The 16,833-nt window shown below is 28.8% G+C and carries 18 protein-coding genes; 13 read left to right on the top strand and 5 right to left on the bottom strand.

Annotation, left to right across the window (positions count from 1 at the left end; translation table 11 throughout):
* The 5 genes from AB2369_RS00465 to AB2369_RS00445 form a co-directional block, all read left to right on the top strand.
* Nucleotides 1–350 (top strand): GntR family transcriptional regulator (locus AB2369_RS00465; RefSeq protein ID WP_367664499.1); only part of this gene is annotated, 350 nt, incomplete at its 5' end.
* Between the two features lie 153 nt (nt 351–503).
* Entirely contained in the window at nt 504–1,358 is an 855-nt protein-coding gene (locus AB2369_RS00460; RefSeq protein WP_367664498.1) for an ABC transporter ATP-binding protein, read from the top strand.
* A 10-nt stretch (nt 1,359–1,368) separates the two neighbouring features.
* Nucleotides 1,369–2,025: an ABC-2 transporter permease gene (locus AB2369_RS00455; protein ID WP_367664497.1), complete on the top strand. Its 657-nt coding sequence runs from the start codon at nt 1,369–1,371 to the stop codon at nt 2,023–2,025.
* A gap of 2 nt (nt 2,026–2,027) precedes the next feature.
* Nucleotides 2,028–2,228, top strand: coding sequence for a hypothetical protein (locus AB2369_RS00450; protein ID WP_367664496.1), 201 nt, complete (start codon nt 2,028–2,030; stop codon nt 2,226–2,228).
* A gap of 12 nt (nt 2,229–2,240) precedes the next feature.
* Nucleotides 2,241–2,702 (top strand): ABC-2 transporter permease, encoded by a 462-nt coding sequence (locus tag AB2369_RS00445; protein ID WP_367664502.1) that lies wholly within the window; start codon nt 2,241–2,243, stop codon nt 2,700–2,702.
* Nucleotides 2,703–2,834: 132 nt separating this feature from the next.
* Here the strand turns inward: AB2369_RS00445 and ilvA are convergent, their stop codons facing one another.
* Nucleotides 2,835–4,070 (bottom strand): threonine ammonia-lyase, encoded by a 1,236-nt coding sequence (gene ilvA, locus AB2369_RS00440; RefSeq protein ID WP_367664495.1) that lies wholly within the window; start codon nt 4,068–4,070, stop codon nt 2,835–2,837.
* Nucleotides 4,071–4,770: 700 nt separating this feature from the next.
* Between ilvA and recQ the strand changes: the two genes are divergently transcribed.
* The 3 genes from recQ to AB2369_RS00425 are packed head-to-tail and all read left to right on the top strand — an operon-like array spanning nt 4,771 to nt 7,254.
* Nucleotides 4,771–6,564: a DNA helicase RecQ gene (recQ, locus tag AB2369_RS00435; RefSeq protein ID WP_367664501.1), complete on the top strand. Its 1,794-nt coding sequence runs from the start codon at nt 4,771–4,773 to the stop codon at nt 6,562–6,564.
* 2 nt (nt 6,565–6,566) lie between these two features.
* The gene (locus AB2369_RS00430) at nt 6,567–7,028 is read left to right on the top strand and encodes a hypothetical protein (RefSeq protein WP_367664494.1); all 462 of its coding nucleotides are present in this window, start codon (nt 6,567–6,569) and stop codon (nt 7,026–7,028) included.
* Nucleotides 7,029–7,086: 58 nt separating this feature from the next.
* The gene (locus AB2369_RS00425) at nt 7,087–7,254 is read left to right on the top strand and encodes a hypothetical protein (RefSeq protein ID WP_367664493.1); all 168 of its coding nucleotides are present in this window, start codon (nt 7,087–7,089) and stop codon (nt 7,252–7,254) included.
* 21 nt (nt 7,255–7,275) lie between these two features.
* Here the strand turns inward: AB2369_RS00425 and AB2369_RS00420 are convergent, their stop codons facing one another.
* The 4 genes from AB2369_RS00420 to AB2369_RS00405 all read right to left on the bottom strand — a co-directional run bounded on the left by AB2369_RS00420 (nt 7,276) and on the right by AB2369_RS00405 (nt 14,003).
* Nucleotides 7,276–7,677 (bottom strand): hypothetical protein, encoded by a 402-nt coding sequence (locus AB2369_RS00420; protein ID WP_367664492.1) that lies wholly within the window; start codon nt 7,675–7,677, stop codon nt 7,276–7,278.
* Nucleotides 7,678–8,226: 549 nt separating this feature from the next.
* On the bottom strand, nt 8,227–9,915 hold the full coding sequence (locus AB2369_RS00415) for a M4 family metallopeptidase (RefSeq protein WP_367664491.1): 1,689 nt from the start codon (nt 9,913–9,915) through the stop codon (nt 8,227–8,229).
* A gap of 547 nt (nt 9,916–10,462) precedes the next feature.
* Nucleotides 10,463–12,049 carry a multicopper oxidase family protein gene (locus AB2369_RS00410; protein WP_367664490.1) on the bottom strand — a complete coding sequence of 529 codons (1,587 nt, stop codon included), beginning with the start codon at nt 12,047–12,049 and terminating at the stop codon, nt 10,463–10,465.
* Between the two features lie 367 nt (nt 12,050–12,416).
* A complete protein-coding gene (locus tag AB2369_RS00405) occupies nt 12,417–14,003 on the bottom strand; it encodes a multicopper oxidase family protein (RefSeq protein ID WP_367664489.1) in 1,587 nt (528 codons plus the stop codon).
* 318 nt (nt 14,004–14,321) lie between these two features.
* Between AB2369_RS00405 and AB2369_RS00400 the strand changes: the two genes are divergently transcribed.
* The 5 genes from AB2369_RS00400 (at nt 14,322) to AB2369_RS00380 (ending at nt 16,677) form a co-directional block, all read left to right on the top strand.
* Nucleotides 14,322–14,597, top strand: a complete 276-nt coding sequence (locus tag AB2369_RS00400; protein WP_367664488.1) for a hypothetical protein — start codon at nt 14,322–14,324, stop codon at nt 14,595–14,597.
* A 12-nt stretch (nt 14,598–14,609) separates the two neighbouring features.
* Nucleotides 14,610–15,023 carry a hypothetical protein gene (locus AB2369_RS00395; protein WP_367664487.1) on the top strand — a complete coding sequence of 138 codons (414 nt, stop codon included), beginning with the start codon at nt 14,610–14,612 and terminating at the stop codon, nt 15,021–15,023.
* 11 nt (nt 15,024–15,034) lie between these two features.
* Nucleotides 15,035–15,289: a hypothetical protein gene (locus AB2369_RS00390; RefSeq protein ID WP_367664486.1), complete on the top strand. Its 255-nt coding sequence runs from the start codon at nt 15,035–15,037 to the stop codon at nt 15,287–15,289.
* Between the two features lie 21 nt (nt 15,290–15,310).
* Nucleotides 15,311–15,562 (top strand): hypothetical protein, encoded by a 252-nt coding sequence (locus AB2369_RS00385; RefSeq protein ID WP_367664485.1) that lies wholly within the window; start codon nt 15,311–15,313, stop codon nt 15,560–15,562.
* 500 nt (nt 15,563–16,062) lie between these two features.
* Nucleotides 16,063–16,677 (top strand): hypothetical protein, encoded by a 615-nt coding sequence (locus AB2369_RS00380; RefSeq protein ID WP_367664484.1) that lies wholly within the window; start codon nt 16,063–16,065, stop codon nt 16,675–16,677.
* The last annotated feature ends 156 nt before the right edge of the window (nt 16,678–16,833 follow it).

Genomic DNA, 16,833 nt, shown 5'->3' with positions numbered 1-16,833 from the left:
ACTCCTCAGCTGATCCTATATATGAGCAAATAAGAGCTCAAATAGAATCAGCAATATTATCAGGAGAGCTAAGAGAAGGGGAAGGATTACCATCTATAAGGAATTTAGCACAGACTCTTAAAATAAGTGTAATAACTACTAAGAGAGCATATGAGGAACTTGAAAGGTCAGGGTTTATAGAAACAGTAAAGGGGAAGGGATCTTTTGTTTCTTCTCAAAATAAAGAACTTTTAAAAGAGATGAAGATAAGAAATGTTGAAGAATATCTTTTAAAAGCCGTGGAAGAAGGAAAGACAGTAGGTATTACCTTAGAGGATTTAAAAGAGATGCTCACACTTCTTTACGAGTAAAAAAATTTCATAGGGGAAAGGAAGCTATGAGGAAGGCAACCTTAACTAAATTAGAAGGTTATTAGGATTAAAGCCTTAGATTGAGTCTAAAAATCTGTTAAGGCAATATGAAAAAATAGCTTAATTTGTAGTTTAATATAAGGGGATGTTTTTATGGATAATATTTTAGAGGTTAAAAATTTAAGTAAGAGTTTTAAGGACTTTAAATTAGATAATGTATCTTTTCAGCTTAAAAAGGGATATATTATGGGATTCATTGGACCCAATGGTGCTGGTAAAAGCACCACAATTAAACTAATAATGAATCTTCTAAAAAGAGATAACGGCATGATAAAGGTCTTTGGACAAGACAATATAGAAAAGGAGAAGGTTATAAAAGAAAGAATTGGATTTGTTTATGATGAAGCTAATTTTTATGAGTATTTAAAACTTAAGGAGATAAAGTCTATAGTAGCTCCTTTCTATAAATCATGGGATGATAAGTTATTTAAAGAATATATGAGAGGATTCTCTTTAAATGAGAACAAAAGACTTAGGGAGCTATCAAAGGGTATGAAGATGAAATTCTCTTTAGCCATAGCCTTATCTCATAATGCAGATTTAATAATAATGGATGAACCTACCTCAGGGCTTGATCCAGTGTTTAGAAGAGAAATTCTAGATATACTTCAAGGTATAATTCAGGATGAAAATAAGAGTATATTCTTCTCTACTCATATAACCTCAGACCTTGAGAGAATAGCAGATTATATAACCTTTTTAAATAATGGAAAGATAGTTTTCTCAAGGAGTAAGGATTATATTATGGAGAATTACGCTATTGTAAAGGGAGATAATAATCTTTTAGATAATCATACTAAAAAGTTATTTATATCTGTAGATAAAAATAGTTTTGGATTTGAAGCTTTAACGGACAATAAAAACTTAGTTATAGAGAACCTAGGGAAAAAGGCAATTATAGAAAAACCTACTTTAGATGACATTATGGTCTATATGAATAAAAGGTAGGTGAGAGTATATGAAGGCTTTGATTTTAAAAGATCTTAACTTAGCTAAGACTACATGGAAGGCAATATTAATTTTTTCTTTAGTCTATCCTGCTGTATTTTCTTCAGGAAATGGTATTACAAAAGCAAATATGTTTAGATATATTGCCTTTATGATATATATGCTGGCTTATAGTTATATTTTTTATCATGAATATAAGAGTATGGATTTTGTAAATTCACTACCAGCAAACAGATTTAAGATAGTATGTGGGAGATATATATCCTTGATGATACTTGCTGTACTATGTATAATCATAGTGCTTTTTGCTCAAGAGATTTTGGGTAGGATTGGTATAAGAGTATTTAGTATATATGAAATTAACTCAACTTTTATATTTGAAAATTTTCTAGTACTAATTATATGGTCAACTCTTATGACTCCATTTATTATTGGTTTTGGATTAGATCTTGGAAAGACCATTCAGAAATTATTTATGATGATAGCCATTATGGCAATGACTATGGTTATATATAATATGGATGATTCCGCATATGAGAGAATAAACTTATATGTAAATAATATTTTAGGTGAGAACTACAAAGTAATGATATTAACTGGTGCTTTTATATTATATATAATCTCTATGGTGATTTCTATCTATATATATGATAGAAAGGAGTTTTAGTTATGAAGACTTTATTATATAAGGAATGGATTACTCAGAAAAAAATAATATCTTTATGTGGAATGTTTATAATACTTTTCTGTGGAGTTATTAATGGATTTTTGAATAAGGAGCAGTATTTCTATATAGGATCACAGTTCTTATATGGATTTTCACTTGTATTCTGTAGATTACAAGTATTTTTATATAATATTAACATGTAAAACAAGAGTAAAATTTATATGATAATAAAAAGTATACCAACTACTCCAAAAGAGGTAGTTATATCTAAGTATATATTTTCTATATTATGCTTTTTTATATATGTGGTATCGACTTTAGTAGTTATAGCTTTATTAAGAGTTTTATCTATAAATGTACCTTCTATAAGTTTTAGTACACTTGGAATTTCATTATCTATATTTATACTATTGATATCTTTATATGTTCCAGTATTTTTTAAAGCATTAGAAAAGAACTTTGGATACTTTAACGTATCATTTATATTTATACTTGTATTGGGATATAACTTTGTATTTAAAAAACTTGAAGAAAATTATGGTATGCAAAATGTTGTAAGTAGCATTGCTAATAATATGCTTTTAGTAAGCAGCTTAATATTAGTTATATCTCTAATTGTGTTCTACATGTCTTATAAGATTTCTATAAGCTTTTATAGGAATAGAGAAGAAATTTAGAGAGAGGCTAGAGATATTATAAGGGATAAAAGATAGGGTTAAAAAAAACTCTATCTTTTATCCCCTTTATTTTTATAAAGATTATTATACAAGATATTTTATTAGAGGATTTTGTATAACCCATAGAACTCACTAATTGTTAGAGATAACTTTATAGCCCTTATCTTCTAAAGATTTAGTTATATGATCTATATGGTCTTGTCCATTTGTTTCAATGGTAACGGTTACTACAACCTTCTTAAAATGTTCCATAACTTTAGTATGATTATGATTAATTTCTACTATATTAGCTCCTTGCTCTGATATTATTGATGAGATTTTAGAGATTTGACCAGGAGAATTTTTAAGTTCTAAAGATAAATCAGCTATTCTTTTTCTTGAAACTAGCCCATAGTTAAGTCCAGAGGTCAAGGTTATTATATCTATGTTTCCTCCACTTATAATAGGAACTACTTTTTTATTCTTAAAGTTTAACTTTTTTAATGCAGCTATAGATAGTCCACCAGTAGCTTCAGCAACTATTTTATGTTTTTCAACTAAGGTAAATATAGAATCTATAACCTCTTCATCTGTGATAGTTATTATATCATCAACGTATTGTTTTACCACTTCAAAAGCAAGATCACCAGGATTTTTAACAGCACCACCATCTGCAATGGTATCAACTATATCAAGGTTTGTAAGCTTATTATTATCTAAAGAGAGTCTCATAGCTTTAGCACCTTCAGACTCTACCCCAATTATTTTAATATTAGGGTTTATTGATTTAGCAGCTACAGCAACACCACTTATAAGGCCACCTCCGCCTATTGGTACAAGTATTGCATATACATCTTTTATATCCTCTAATATTTCAAGAGCCATGGTTCCTTGACCAGCCATTATGTCAGCATCATTAAAAGGATGTATAAATGTGTATCCATGTTCATTTTCCAGCCTTTTAGCCTCTTCATAGGCATCATCATAACAAGTACCAGTAAGAACAACCTCAGCACCATATTGTTTTGTAGACTCAACTTTTATAAGAGGAGTAGTTTTAGGCATAACTATGGTAGCCTTTATACCTAACTTTTGAGCTGAATAGGCAACTCCTTGAGCATGATTACCAGCAGAGGCAGCAACCAAACCTTTTGATTTTTGATCATCAGTTAATTTACTTATTTTATTTAGTGCTCCCCTAAGTTTAAAAGAACCTGTGATTTGAAGATTTTCAGGCTTTATGTAAACATCATTACCACAGCAATTACTAAGTGCCATACTATGAATTAAGTTTGTATGTATACAAATATCCCCTATTATTTTTCTAGCATCTTCAACATTCTTAAGTGTCAATACAGGTTTAGTATGTTTTCTATTAACCTTTTCCATTAGTGTTCCCCCTTATTATCAAAACATAATTTAATGTCATCATAGAACGAATCTTCCTTCAGGTAGTGTGTTTTACCATCTAAAGATTAGATGAGCTAATCTAGGGGCGTAGCAACTGTTAATCCCCACCTTTCAAGAGGATGGAGGTGTTACAGTTGGTAGCCATAAGATAAATGTCTTAATTATAGTATCTATATGTATTTTTAAATTATATAAGTAATAGATTAACTATAATGAAAACGTTATCCAAGATAACCTTAAAATAAGCACCATAAACATATTTTTAAGGTATAGCTAAGACATTAAATATATCTATTAAACCCTAATAATTATATAAGTGAAAAATCATTAATGTCAACCTACTTTTAAGAGTAATCAGAAAATTCAACATATATATTATTGGAAAACTCAATCTCCCAATGGAGTTAAGGCCAATTATAATTTTAAATTTACTGCTAGGCACTATTTGATAAATCTATATAAATTTCAGATTATATTCTAATTCATGTCTGAGACATTTGTAGCCATCAGATAAAATAAGTTTTTCAGCTTATATTTTATATTAAGTAGGAGGTTTGGGATAGTTAATTTGTAGTATATAATATAAAGTATAAATTATTATTATGAGAAGATATGAATATATAAAGAAGTAATGTGTTAATAATTATAGATATAAAATAAAAAGGGTGTAGTTATTATGATGGATATAGCTTTAAAAATTTTAAATAAATATTTTGGATATTCTTCTTTTAGACAAGGTCAGTATGACATAATAGATAAAATATTAAAAAGGAATAACGTGTTCTGTATAATGCCTACTGGTGGAGGGAAATCTTTATGTTATCAAATACCGGCTCTTATTATGAAAGGAACCACCTTAGTTATCTCCCCATTAATATCCTTAATGAAGGACCAAGTGGACAACCTTAATAATATGGGGATAGAAGCAGAGTATATAAATTCTACTATATCTTTAGATAATATAAAATCCATAATAAAAAGGACTAAGCTTGGAGAAGTGAAACTTTTATACATAGCACCAGAGAGGCTAGAAAGCTCTTATTTTTGTAATTTAATTAGAACACTTCATATTTCACAGATAGCAGTGGATGAGGCTCATTGTGTTTCCCAGTGGGGACATGATTTTAGAAAGAGCTATACATACATAAAGCCTTTTATAAACTCTCTACATATTACACCAGTAATAACAGCTTTTACAGCTACAGCCACGGAAAACGTACGGGAGGACTCTATAAATCTTCTTGGAGTAAATAATCCGTATATATATTTAGGTGGATTTAGTAGAGATAATCTTTCTATAAATATACATAAGGAAATAGATAAGTTAGAGTTTGTTAAGGATTATATAAGAGAAAATGAAGAGGAAAGTGGAATTATATATTGTGCAACTAGAAAAGAAGTAGATGGACTATATGAGTACTTAAGAGAAAGAGGTTTCTATGTAAGTAAGTATCATGGAGGGATAGATGATAACTTAAAGCATAGTTATCAAGAAGAGTTTCTATTTGAAAAAACTAATGTGATGGTTGCTACCAATGCTTTTGGAATGGGAATAGATAAGTCTAATATAAGATATATCATACATTTTTCCATGACGAAAAACTTAGAGAGTTATTATCAAGAGATTGGTAGAGGAGGTCGAGATGGAGAATTATGTAACTGCCATCTTTTATATAATAGAAATGATATAGAGAGACAAGAATATATAATAAATACTTCATCTTCCTTTGAAAGAAGGGCAATAGAGATTATGAAACTAAGCGATATGGTAAAGTTTTGTGAAAGTGATGGATGTTTAAGAAAGTTTATATTATCTTATTTTGGAGATTCTAATATAAGAGAGTTCTGTAATAATTGTAGTAGCTGCTTAAACAATCATGAACTTTATGACTATACTATAGATGCTCAGAAGATATTATCTTGTATATATAGAACCCGTGGAAAAGTAGGAATTTCAGTACTCTGTGATATTTTAAGAGGAGTCAAGGGTCCTAAGATAGTTGCAAATAATCTTGATGATTTATCTACCTTTGGCATAATGAAAGAGTATAGTAATATGTATATTAAGGACATGATTAATGGATTAGTTGAAGGAGGGTATTTAGATAAGAAACCTAATACTTATTCCCTTCTTAAGCTTAATGATAAGTCTATAAATATATTAAAGGGTAAGGAAAAAGTACTATTAAATATTAAACAAAGTAAAGCAAGCGTAGTTCTCGATGAAGAGTTATTTAAGAAGTTAAGGCTTCTTAGAAAGGATATATCACTAAGGGACAATATAAAGCCTTATATGGTATTTTCAGATGCTACATTAATTGAAATAGCTAATACTCTTCCAATAACCTATGAGGAACTTAAAGACATAAAGGGCATGGGAGAGAGGAAAATTATTAATTATGGAAAGCTAGTGCTGAATATAGTTAAAAATCACAAACTAAAACTTGAAAATGAGAAGAGGAAGAAATTATAATTATGGATAAAACCATATTATATGTGAATAACTTTAATTTTAATGAAGGGAAAAGTGTGGATAAATTTATGAAAAACAAAATAGGTATAATAGAAGATTCTATAAAGAAACTAAAGGACAGAAACTATACTAATGATGAAATGAAGGATTTTAAAAATTTTCAATATATAAGTATTAATATGGAGAAAATAATAACTAGTATATTAGACTTAACAACTAATTTTATAAATTCTAAAAATATTAAAATAAACTCTCAGCCAGAAAATATTTTTAGAGAATTATATAAAAATAAAATAATAGATGAAGATATGGTATCAGTAATAGAAGAAGTTTTAAGTTTTAGATACATATCACTGGAAAACAGCAAGGAAGCTGATGTAGATTCTATAAAAAAAATTATAGAAAATAAGATAAATTATACCTTAGAATATGCTTACATTATATCAAGTAACACTATAGCATAGAAGAAGCATATCTTGTACATCCTAATAATGAACTCTTATTAAAAGGAGAGGATATGCAATGGATAACAATAAAAATAGAATGAAAGATAGACCAAAATCTAACGTGGAAAAAAGAAAAATGCATCCAAAAAAGAATGCAGATGTTGGAGTTATAGATGGTGAAAAGATAGGACATTATGCCAACTCTAAAAATCATCATGAACCTCAACCTTGGCTAGGAAAATAATTAAGAGCTCCATTGGAGCTCTTAATTATTTTTATCAAAGTGTTTTAAGTTTAATTCTAGAAATTTATTTAGGACATTAGTGTATTCTCTTCTACTTATGTCTTCATAAGGGTAAGTTACTTTTTTAAAATCATCATAAAATGCTAGGAACTTATCTATATGAGTTTTATTTTCTTCAAAGGACAAGTTGTTTATTCTAAGAGGAGATATAGTCTTTTTAACCAGCGATAAATTATCATATTTATAGTTAACAACACTAGAGAGGTAAATAGAACTCTTTTCTAAATATTCCTCATAAAGTTTTAGGGTTTCTACATTATTTTCTGAAATTTGTTTTTCTTTATAGATTTTATCTATTTCATCTTTTATTAAGTATATAGAGTTTGAATAATTCCATAAAGAATTATATCTCTGTTGTTTCATTACATTTCTCTGCTCAATTGAGAATGAAGAAAGGAATGATATAGTGAATGAAGGAATGAAAGAAATACATAAAAAGAGTATAAATATACAATGAAATATTGTTCTTAAATCTAATTTTTTGTGATCATTCAACAATAGCCCTCCTCAAAGTTTTATCTATATTATACCAAAATGTAAATAAAAAGGAAATAATTGCTTGATGTGATAATATACAAATAAACTAATTTTTATATATAAAATCCTATAAGTTATAAATTATGCTTATTTTAATATTAGGTTAGCGTAATTTATAAATTTATTAGTAAATATGGTGATAAATATAAAATAAAACTATGATTCTAGTTTATTCTAATAGATGAACTCTTGAGCATAGATATAACAAGATACAAATCATTGGAGTTGTAGGTTTAGTTCTAGGTATCATATAGTATATATCTATGTGTTTCTAATAAATTTAAAAGTTAAGAGGCAGACTTATAGTTTATAAGCCTACCTCTATTTTATTATTTTATATTAAAATTTATAGTTTAAGATATTAGCAAGCTAAAGTTATTGCACAGGAGCACCAGTATAAGCTTGTCCAAGTCCAACGTCTGCTAGTCCATTTTGAACAATAACTCTTTCTTGGCTATTCTCTCCATAGATATCAGAAGCAGCTCTAACTAGAGCATTTCTAGCATCCATGAATTGAGATTGAGGAGTAAGATAACTTGTTAATGTTCTATAGTATATTTTTTCTGACTTTTCAAATCCTAATTTAGTAGCTATATTATAGAAAGCTTTGTTTGGTATACCAGAGTTTATATGAACTCCACCCCAGTCGCCCTTTTGAGTGTTAGGAAGGTTCTGATAATCGTTCATATGACCAGGTTGATTATAAAGTGTAGGATCCTTAAAGCTTCTCTTTAGGACATATCTTGAGCCTGGAAGCTGTAGTTCATTTCCCATTTCCCAATCTATAGTGCTCTTTCCCTGATTTTCTATCAATATACCAAAAACGTCAGAGAAGGATTCATTTAAAGCACCACTTTGAAGCTCATATTCAAGTCCAGCAGAGGAGTTAGTTACAGCATGAGTAAATTCATGAGCAACTATGTCAAGAGAGTCAGCAAATGGAGCAGCATTAACACCGTCTCCCTCTCCAAAGCCTAGATTACTTCTTCCATCATAAAAAGCATTTATAAAGTTTCTTCCTACGTTTACAGTAGCTGTAATTCCAGCACCATTACCATCCCAAGAGTTTCTATTAAATTTGTTCTTGAAGTAATCGTGGGATTTAGCAACTCCAGAGTGAGCACTTACAGCTGAAGCTATGATTCCACCTTCATTAAAATTATTATCATTATCTTCTACTATATATCCAGGAACAAGATATTGGCTTCTTCTTGCATCGTGAGTAGTATAACCTCCCTTAGTTCCTCTAGTTTTATCTTCTAATCTATATTTAGATCCAACTTTTGTAGTTTCTAAAGTTACTTGATTTCCTTTACGGTCAATACCTGTACCTTGAAGGGATGCTATTAAGTTTTTACTAGAAAGAATCTCACCATTAGTAGCATCAACAAATACATTCCAGTTAGCAGGATATGGATTACTAAATATAATCTCTACTAGATATGCTGGCTTCCAGGTATCGCCAAATTTATTTATAAGCAATTCTGATGAAGGCTCATAACTATAATTTTTCTGATTATCTTTCACGTCTAAAGAAGCTTCAGCTTTTTTTATTGCCTCATCTTTAGATAAAGTTACCATACCTTTATAGTCCATTTTAGATATACTAGGATCTATATCTGCATTTATTGAATATATATCACCGTCTTTATTTACGTGGATTACAACCATTTTACTCATAACGTCTATGTCATCTACACTTAATTGCATCTTATAGTGAGTATTACCATCTTCATCTTTTATCTCATCAGCTAGATGAAAGGAGCCAAAATTTAAGCCAAAAGCATCTTTATTATCTTTGACATAGCTTAGAACGTCTTCTTTGCTTTCGATCTTATCCTTATTCAGCTTTCCATCGATGAATTTTGGAGAATCAGAGTTAGCATTCCAGTAAACATGAAGTTTGCCAGTTCCTATATCAGTCTTTTTGAAAGACTTTTCCTGAGATGAAATTAGAGTCTTTAAATATCCAGGATTTGTTTCAGTGGCTGTTGAAGTTCTAAAAGTTACTAAGCTAAATACCATAGCGGTGGAAATAATAATTGAGATTAATGACTTTTTCATAAAGCAACTCCTTTAAAATATATTTATATTCATATATATATGTTCATTTAAAAAATAATTTACCAATAAATCTATTAATTTTTTGTGAATATGAAAAAAGGGTGAATATGATAGTGTATAAACTTACAAAAATTCAGGTATAAACCTGTAATAATATTTTTATAAGATATATATAAGTATAAAATGTAGTTGAAAGGTAAAAAAAATAATATAATCAATAAAATATGAAATTAAAACTTAAAAAATTTAATAAATTAGTATGATATAAAATTAAAACTTAAAAATTGTTCATTTTAAAATATAGAAATGTCAATATTAATGTTAGGTAATTCATTGACACCTTTCTCTAATGCTAGGAGGGAGGTGAAAGTATATATTTATAGTCTAAAATCTTAAGTAGAAAAATTAAAATTTTAAAGACTAATAATTTTATTGGAATAATTTGATTAGGATAAGAGTCATATTAACCTTTAATATATAAATAAATTTAAGCCCAGATTGAATTTTAAATTCAGCCTGGGCTTACTTAAATTTATTTTTTTATCATTTAATATTCCAAAACTCTCATAGGTCTCATCATATCATGATCCTCGTGTTCTAGTAGGTGGCAATGCCATACATAATCTCCAGGGTAATCTCTAAAATGCATTATTATTCGGGTTACCATTCTAGGTTCAGCTTTAACAGTGTCCTTCCACCCTCTCTCGTGTTCATGGGGAGGAATCGGATCCCCAATAAATTCTAGTTTTCCTTCTTCTAAATATTTTCTTTCATCGAAAGGTCTTCTATCTAGTATTTTAAATTGGACCAGATGAACATGAATTGGATGAGCAACATTAGTTAGGTTTATAAGATTCCATACTTCAATTGAATCCATAAGAGGCTTTTCCGTGATAGGATCATACCACATTTTATTATCTAATAGTGGCATGTGACGTCCATACTCATCTTCAGTAGCACTTAAAGTAAGATATCTTTCCGTAGTTGCCATACTTTCTTCTAAATGTTCTGTAATTGGATAAAGGATTTCAGGAACCTCACTAGTATCTTCAGATGAAAGAGGAAGGTCAACCTTGAATTCCATTATTATTCCAGTATTAGGAGAATCATCATCCAGATTTTTAAGGATTAAGCTTTGTCCTTTTAATTTAGAAAAATCTATTACTATTTCTGCCCTTTCAGCAGGTAATAACGGTATTTCCTTTAAAGTAACAGGTGAATTTAATAGTCCGCCATCAGTTCCTATTTGGGAAAAATTTTGGTTATTTGATAAACCTAATATAAGATTCCTTGTATTACATCCATTTACTAGTCTAAATCTATACTTTCTAGGCTCCACTTTTAAATGAGGCCAAACCTTTCCATTAACTACAATAGTATTCCCAAGAAAAGATGGGATAATAGATGGTTTTACTGGCGATGGAAATGGGGGTGAATCTGGATAAAATAATGAACCATCACTATTGAAAGATTTATCTTGAATCATTAATGGAATATCATAATCTGCTGATGGAAGATCTAGTATTTTCTCAAGAGTATCATTTACTATATAAAATCCAGCAAGACCTGCGTATACATTTAATCTTGTTATTCCAATGGCATGATCATGATACCATAGAGTAGCGGCCTGTTGGTCGTTAGTATATTTATAAACTTCTCTTTCAAATTTTATTCCAGTTATAGCATAGCATTTAGTAAACCAAGCCTCAGGATGACCATCACTACTAGCAGCTACCCTAGCACCATGAAGGTGAACTACTGTACGAACTTCAGGGTTATCGGCGGCTCCATGAAGGGTTCTATCTATGGGTAGAAAATGTTTTAATGGAAGAGAGTTTATCCACTTAACATAAATTTTTTGGTTTCTTAAAGATTCAATGGTTGGTCCTGGAACAGTTCCTTCATATGCCCAAACCCTTGTTTTAGGAAAGTGTTTATGAAAACTATGGTAGCATTCCTTCATTTCCACTTCATAATGAAAACCTTTGGAATTAACATATTTAGGCTTTAATACCTTAGGTTTATTTATATTATCTATAAATTTAGGGATTGTATCTGGATTAGAGGGATTAATCCTATCCATAAATTTATAGTCTTTCTCTTCTAATTCTATATTAAAGTCATTATTCGTCAAAATATCACATCCTTATATAAAAATAAATAATATTTTTGTATATATTATGTTCAATAACGCTAAGATGTGTTTTTTATAAAGAAGCTTCTAAGATTATTACCATAAATAATTCAGTGAATTAAGGCTTTTAGAGTTTTAATGTAATATATTGTAGTAATTGATATATATAATAAATTTGACTAATTGTAAAATGAAATTAAACTAAGAAAAAAATAAAAAAATCCATAGTGGATTATTCTGTGTTATGATCTAATCGCTGAACAAAAACACACAGGTCAGATAAATCTTTAATATATAAATAAATTTAAGCTCAGATGAATTTTAAATTCAATCTGAGCTTATTTAAATTTATTTATATTTTTTAGAGTTAATTCTCTAGAACTCTCATAGGTCTCATCATATCATGATCTTCGTGTTCAAGGATATGGCAATGCCATACATAATCACCAGGGTATTCTCTAAAATGCATTATTATTCGAGTTACCATTCTAGGTTCAGCTTTAACAGTATCCTTCCATCCTCTCTCATATTCATGTGGCGGCATTGGCTCACCAATAAATTCTAGTTTTCCTTCTTCTAAATATTTTCTTTCATCGAAAAATCTTCTATCTAGTATTTTAAATTGGACTAGATGAACATGTATTGGATGAGCTCCGTTAGTTAGGTTTACAAGGTTCCATACTTCAATTGAATCCATAATAGGTTTTTCAGTGGTAGGATCATGCCACATTCTATTATCTAGTAGTAGCATGGGACGTCCATACTCATCTCGGGTAGCACTTAAGGTAAGATCTCTTTCCATAGTTGCCAAACTCTCTTCTAAATGTTCTTCAATTGGATAAAGGATTTCAGGAACCTTACTAGTATCTTCAGATAGAAGAGGAAGGTCAACCTTGAATTCCATTACTACTCCAGTATTAGGAGAATCATCATCTAAATTTTTAAGAATTAAGCTTTGTCCTCTTAATTTAGAGAAATCTATTACTATTTCTGCCCTCTCAGCAGGTTCTAAAGGTATTTCATTTAAAGTAACAGGAGTATTTAATAATCCGCCATCAGTTCCTATTTGAGAAAAACTTTGATTATTTGATAGACCTAAGACAAGATTCCTTGTATTACATCCATTTACTATTCTAAATCTATACTTTCTAGGCTCCACTTTTAAATGAGGCCAAACCTTACCATTAACTACAATAGTATTTCCAAGAAAAAATGGGGTAATAGAAGGTTTTACTGGCACTGGAAATGGAGGTGAATCCGGATAAAATAATGATCCATCACTATTGAAAGATTTATCTTGAATCATTAATGGAATATCATAGTGTCCTGATGGAATATCCAATATTTTTTCAAGAGTATCATTTATTATATAAAATCCAGCAAGGCCTGCGTATACATTTAATCTTGTTATTCCCATAGCATGATCATGATACCATAGAGTAGCAGCCTGCTGATCGTTGGTATATTTATATATTTCTCTTTCAAATTTTATTCCAGTTATAGCATAGCATTTAGTAAACCAAGCTTCAGGATGACCATCACTACTAGCAGATACCCTAGCACCATGAACGTGAACTACTGTACGAACCTCAGGGTTATCAACAGCACCATGAATAGTTCTATCTATGGGTAGGAAATGTTTTAGTGGAAGAGAGTTTATCCACTTAACATAAATTTTTTGATTTCTTAAAGCTTCAATAGTTGGTCCTGGAACAGTTCCTTCATATGCCCAAACACTTGTTTTAGGAAAGTATTTATGAAAATTGTGGTAACATTCTTTCATTTCAACTTCATAATAGAAGCCTTTGGAGTTAACGCATTTTGGTCTTAACACCTTAGGTTTATTTATATTATCTACAAATTTAGGGATTGTATTTGGATTAGAGGGGTCAATTTTTCCCATAAATTTATAGTCGTTATCTTCTAATTCTATATTAAAATCATTATTCTTCAAAATATCACGTCCTTATATAAGAATAAATAATATTTTTGTATATATTATGTTCAATAACACTAAAATGTGTTTTTATAAAGAAATTTCTAAAGTTATTACTATAAATAATTAAGTGAATTAAAGCATTTAGAGTTTTAATGTAATATATTGTAGTAATTAATATATGTACAATATATTTCCATATTATCATAAAAATAAAAAACATAATAATAAGATTTTTACCACTAAGAATCATCATATTACATTAAATACCTGTCACCTATTAAGTACTTGTCATATTATGTACTACATAAAATATTTAAAAGGGGGATTAATTTTATGTCTTACAATAATGATGAAATAGTAGTTGCGTTAAAAGATATATTGGTTCAACTGCAAAGACAAGAACAAATGCAGAAACAATTACAATACCAAATTGAGCATCAAGCTCAGAAACAAGAAGAGTATCAAAAACAAGAAGCTGAATTAGAGACAGAAACCCATCAAGGACAAAAAGAGATAGAGTATGAAAATAACAAAATGAAAGTAAAACGTTCAGGTAATACTTTCAATTTTATATTTAAAAAATGTAAAGAACACAAGCATAAGAAGTAGGAGGAATTTGGTATGAATTATAATGAAGATAAAATTGTTGATATGATAAAAAATTTATTTTTAGACTTTGATAAAGAGGAAGAAACAGAAGTATATGAAGAAGATTATAAAGAAGACTATGAGGATAAATGTAAAGAAGAGTATGAAGATAAATGTGAAGAAGATTATGACCACAAGCATGAGGATAAAAAAGAATATAAGAAGTATTATAAAGAGAAAACTTACCAAGATCAGGATCAATATGAAAAACAGTATCAAGACCAATATCAACATCAAAAGCAAGATCAACATCAAAAACAAGATCAAAAGCAAGAGCAAAGAGCACACTTAGATTCAGATGCTTATCAAAAGCAGTACGAAGAAGAGTATGAAGAGAATTATATGAAGATAAAGTACTCAGGTAACAGTATAAATATTATAAAGTAGGGGGAATGGTTATGTACGGTGACTATAGTAAGATATTTCTCTTATTAAAAGATATCTTGTTTCAAATGCAAGATCAATATCAGTACCAATATGAGAAACAATACCAGTACCAAGACCAAGACCAACATCAATATCAAGATCAACATCAGAAGCAGCATGCAGAGCTTGATTCTAAGGCAAGTCAATATTTAAATGAGAGAGAATATGAAAAGAACTATATGCAGATAAAATACTCAGGAAACAGTATTAACCATATAGATATATAGATAAGGGGATGAGGTGAAACTATGGCTAATAATGAAGAAAAAATAATAATATTGTTAAAAGATATCCTTGTTCAACTTCAAGAGCAAAAGCAAAGGCAATATCAATATGAGTATCAAAAACAAAAGCAATATGAGAATCAAAAACAAAAGCAAAAAGAAGAAGTAGAAATGGAAGTTAAGACTAAGCAAAATCAGTTAGAACTTGAAAAAGAATATAATAATATGGAAGTTGAAGAATCTGGAAACACTTTAAATGTAATTTGGAAAAAGTAATTAATTTTCTATATTAGGGTGTCATAAGGTAATTCTAAGCTTCCTATGGAGTTTTCATAAAAAGAAGGTTCTCATTTGAAGCTTAGAAGAACTTATAAATAATCTTATATATGATTATTTCTCATTTAAATAGAAGAGAGTACTAACTAGTAAATTAAGAAATAAACTCTAAGCTTAAATTTTAGAGCTTACAATAAATTGAATAAGCGCGCATTCAAATAATATATTGTAAGCTCTTTTATCCATGGATAAAATTGTTATGATTCAAACTCTTAAATTATATAGATTCTAGTGTTAGTCATATATATGTATCACATGACACCTTAAATTAGGCCTCAATTTACTATGATTTACAGCCAATTTAAAGATTGAATTTAGATATGATATTTATAGGAAGAAATTTTATAATTTTAATATATATGAAAAAAGGTTTTTATTTATCAAGTTTAGCTTAAAACAAAGGATTAATTTAGTAGTATTCACTAATAGGAGGGAGATTTATGTCTAATAAAAAGATGTATGTAGATAGAGATATAGAAAATCTTAATAGAAAGCTTGTAAAACAACAAAAGATAAACGAGGCTTTAGCAGATAAATTATTTAAACAAGCTAGAGCTATAGAATATTTATACTCTCAGTTGGAAGAGCAAAAGAAAGTTATTGAAAATATGCAAGAAAAGTTAGATAAAAAGGATAGTTATGAAGATGAAAAGAAAAATAATAATAAGAGAGATTTAAATCAAAAGAATTCTATGTCCATAGATCATTCAGGAAATAGCTCTGTTAATATAAGTCTAGATATATCATCACTAATTATAATAATATTAAAGTTATTTAAGTATATAGGAAAAGAGAATATAGATAAAATAAATATTGATGAACTTATTGAAAGCTTAAATTCATATAAGATTAAGTCTAATGAAAGGGAAGAGAGAGAGGCAAAAAATTTAATAAAGAAGATTAAATTAAAGAATGGACATAAAGGAAAAAATACAAGGATAAAAAAAGTAGAGAATAAAGTTGAAAGTAAGGATATAGAATATGAAAAAGAGTATATGGACATGATATATGGGGATGAAGATGGTAAGAGAATTAAAAAAAGGAAAAAGACTTAATATAAAAATTAATAAATTTAATATATAAAAGAGTGAGTAGACTAGTATACCACTCTTTTTATATCCATTTTGCTGTTACAAAGGTGAGTATAAATTAAATCATAATATAATATTACGTAAATATAATAATTAATGAATTAGGTAACAATATATATG

The sequence above is a fragment of the Clostridium sp. genome (assembly GCF_040797585.1).
Taxonomy (GTDB): Bacteria; Bacillota; Clostridia; order Clostridiales; family Clostridiaceae; genus Clostridium_Z.
Note: the sequence above shows the minus strand (reverse complement) of the source record. Positions and strands in the feature narration are given on the sequence as shown.

Excerpts from the sequence above, each read along its gene's own strand:
- AB2369_RS00460 (WP_367664498.1), top strand. The coding sequence starts at position 504 with ATGGATAATATTTTAGAGGTTAAAAATTTAAGTAAGAGTTTTAAGGAC.
- AB2369_RS00455 (WP_367664497.1), top strand. The coding sequence starts at position 1,369 with ATGAAGGCTTTGATTTTAAAAGATCTTAACTTAGCTAAGACTACATGG.
- AB2369_RS00450 (WP_367664496.1), top strand. The coding sequence starts at position 2,028 with ATGAAGACTTTATTATATAAGGAATGGATTACTCAGAAAAAAATAATA.
- ilvA (WP_367664495.1), bottom strand. The coding sequence starts at position 4,070 with ATGGAAAAGGTTAATAGAAAACATACTAAACCTGTATTGACACTTAAG.
- recQ (WP_367664501.1), top strand. The coding sequence starts at position 4,771 with ATGGATATAGCTTTAAAAATTTTAAATAAATATTTTGGATATTCTTCT.
- AB2369_RS00430 (WP_367664494.1), top strand. The coding sequence starts at position 6,567 with ATGGATAAAACCATATTATATGTGAATAACTTTAATTTTAATGAAGGG.
- AB2369_RS00425 (WP_367664493.1), top strand. The coding sequence starts at position 7,087 with ATGGATAACAATAAAAATAGAATGAAAGATAGACCAAAATCTAACGTG.
- AB2369_RS00420 (WP_367664492.1), bottom strand. The coding sequence starts at position 7,677 with ATGAAACAACAGAGATATAATTCTTTATGGAATTATTCAAACTCTATA.
- AB2369_RS00415 (WP_367664491.1), bottom strand. The coding sequence starts at position 9,915 with ATGAAAAAGTCATTAATCTCAATTATTATTTCCACCGCTATGGTATTT.
- AB2369_RS00400 (WP_367664488.1), top strand. The coding sequence starts at position 14,322 with ATGTCTTACAATAATGATGAAATAGTAGTTGCGTTAAAAGATATATTG.
- AB2369_RS00395 (WP_367664487.1), top strand. The coding sequence starts at position 14,610 with ATGAATTATAATGAAGATAAAATTGTTGATATGATAAAAAATTTATTT.
- AB2369_RS00390 (WP_367664486.1), top strand. The coding sequence starts at position 15,035 with ATGTACGGTGACTATAGTAAGATATTTCTCTTATTAAAAGATATCTTG.
- AB2369_RS00385 (WP_367664485.1), top strand. The coding sequence starts at position 15,311 with ATGGCTAATAATGAAGAAAAAATAATAATATTGTTAAAAGATATCCTT.
- AB2369_RS00380 (WP_367664484.1), top strand. The coding sequence starts at position 16,063 with ATGTCTAATAAAAAGATGTATGTAGATAGAGATATAGAAAATCTTAAT.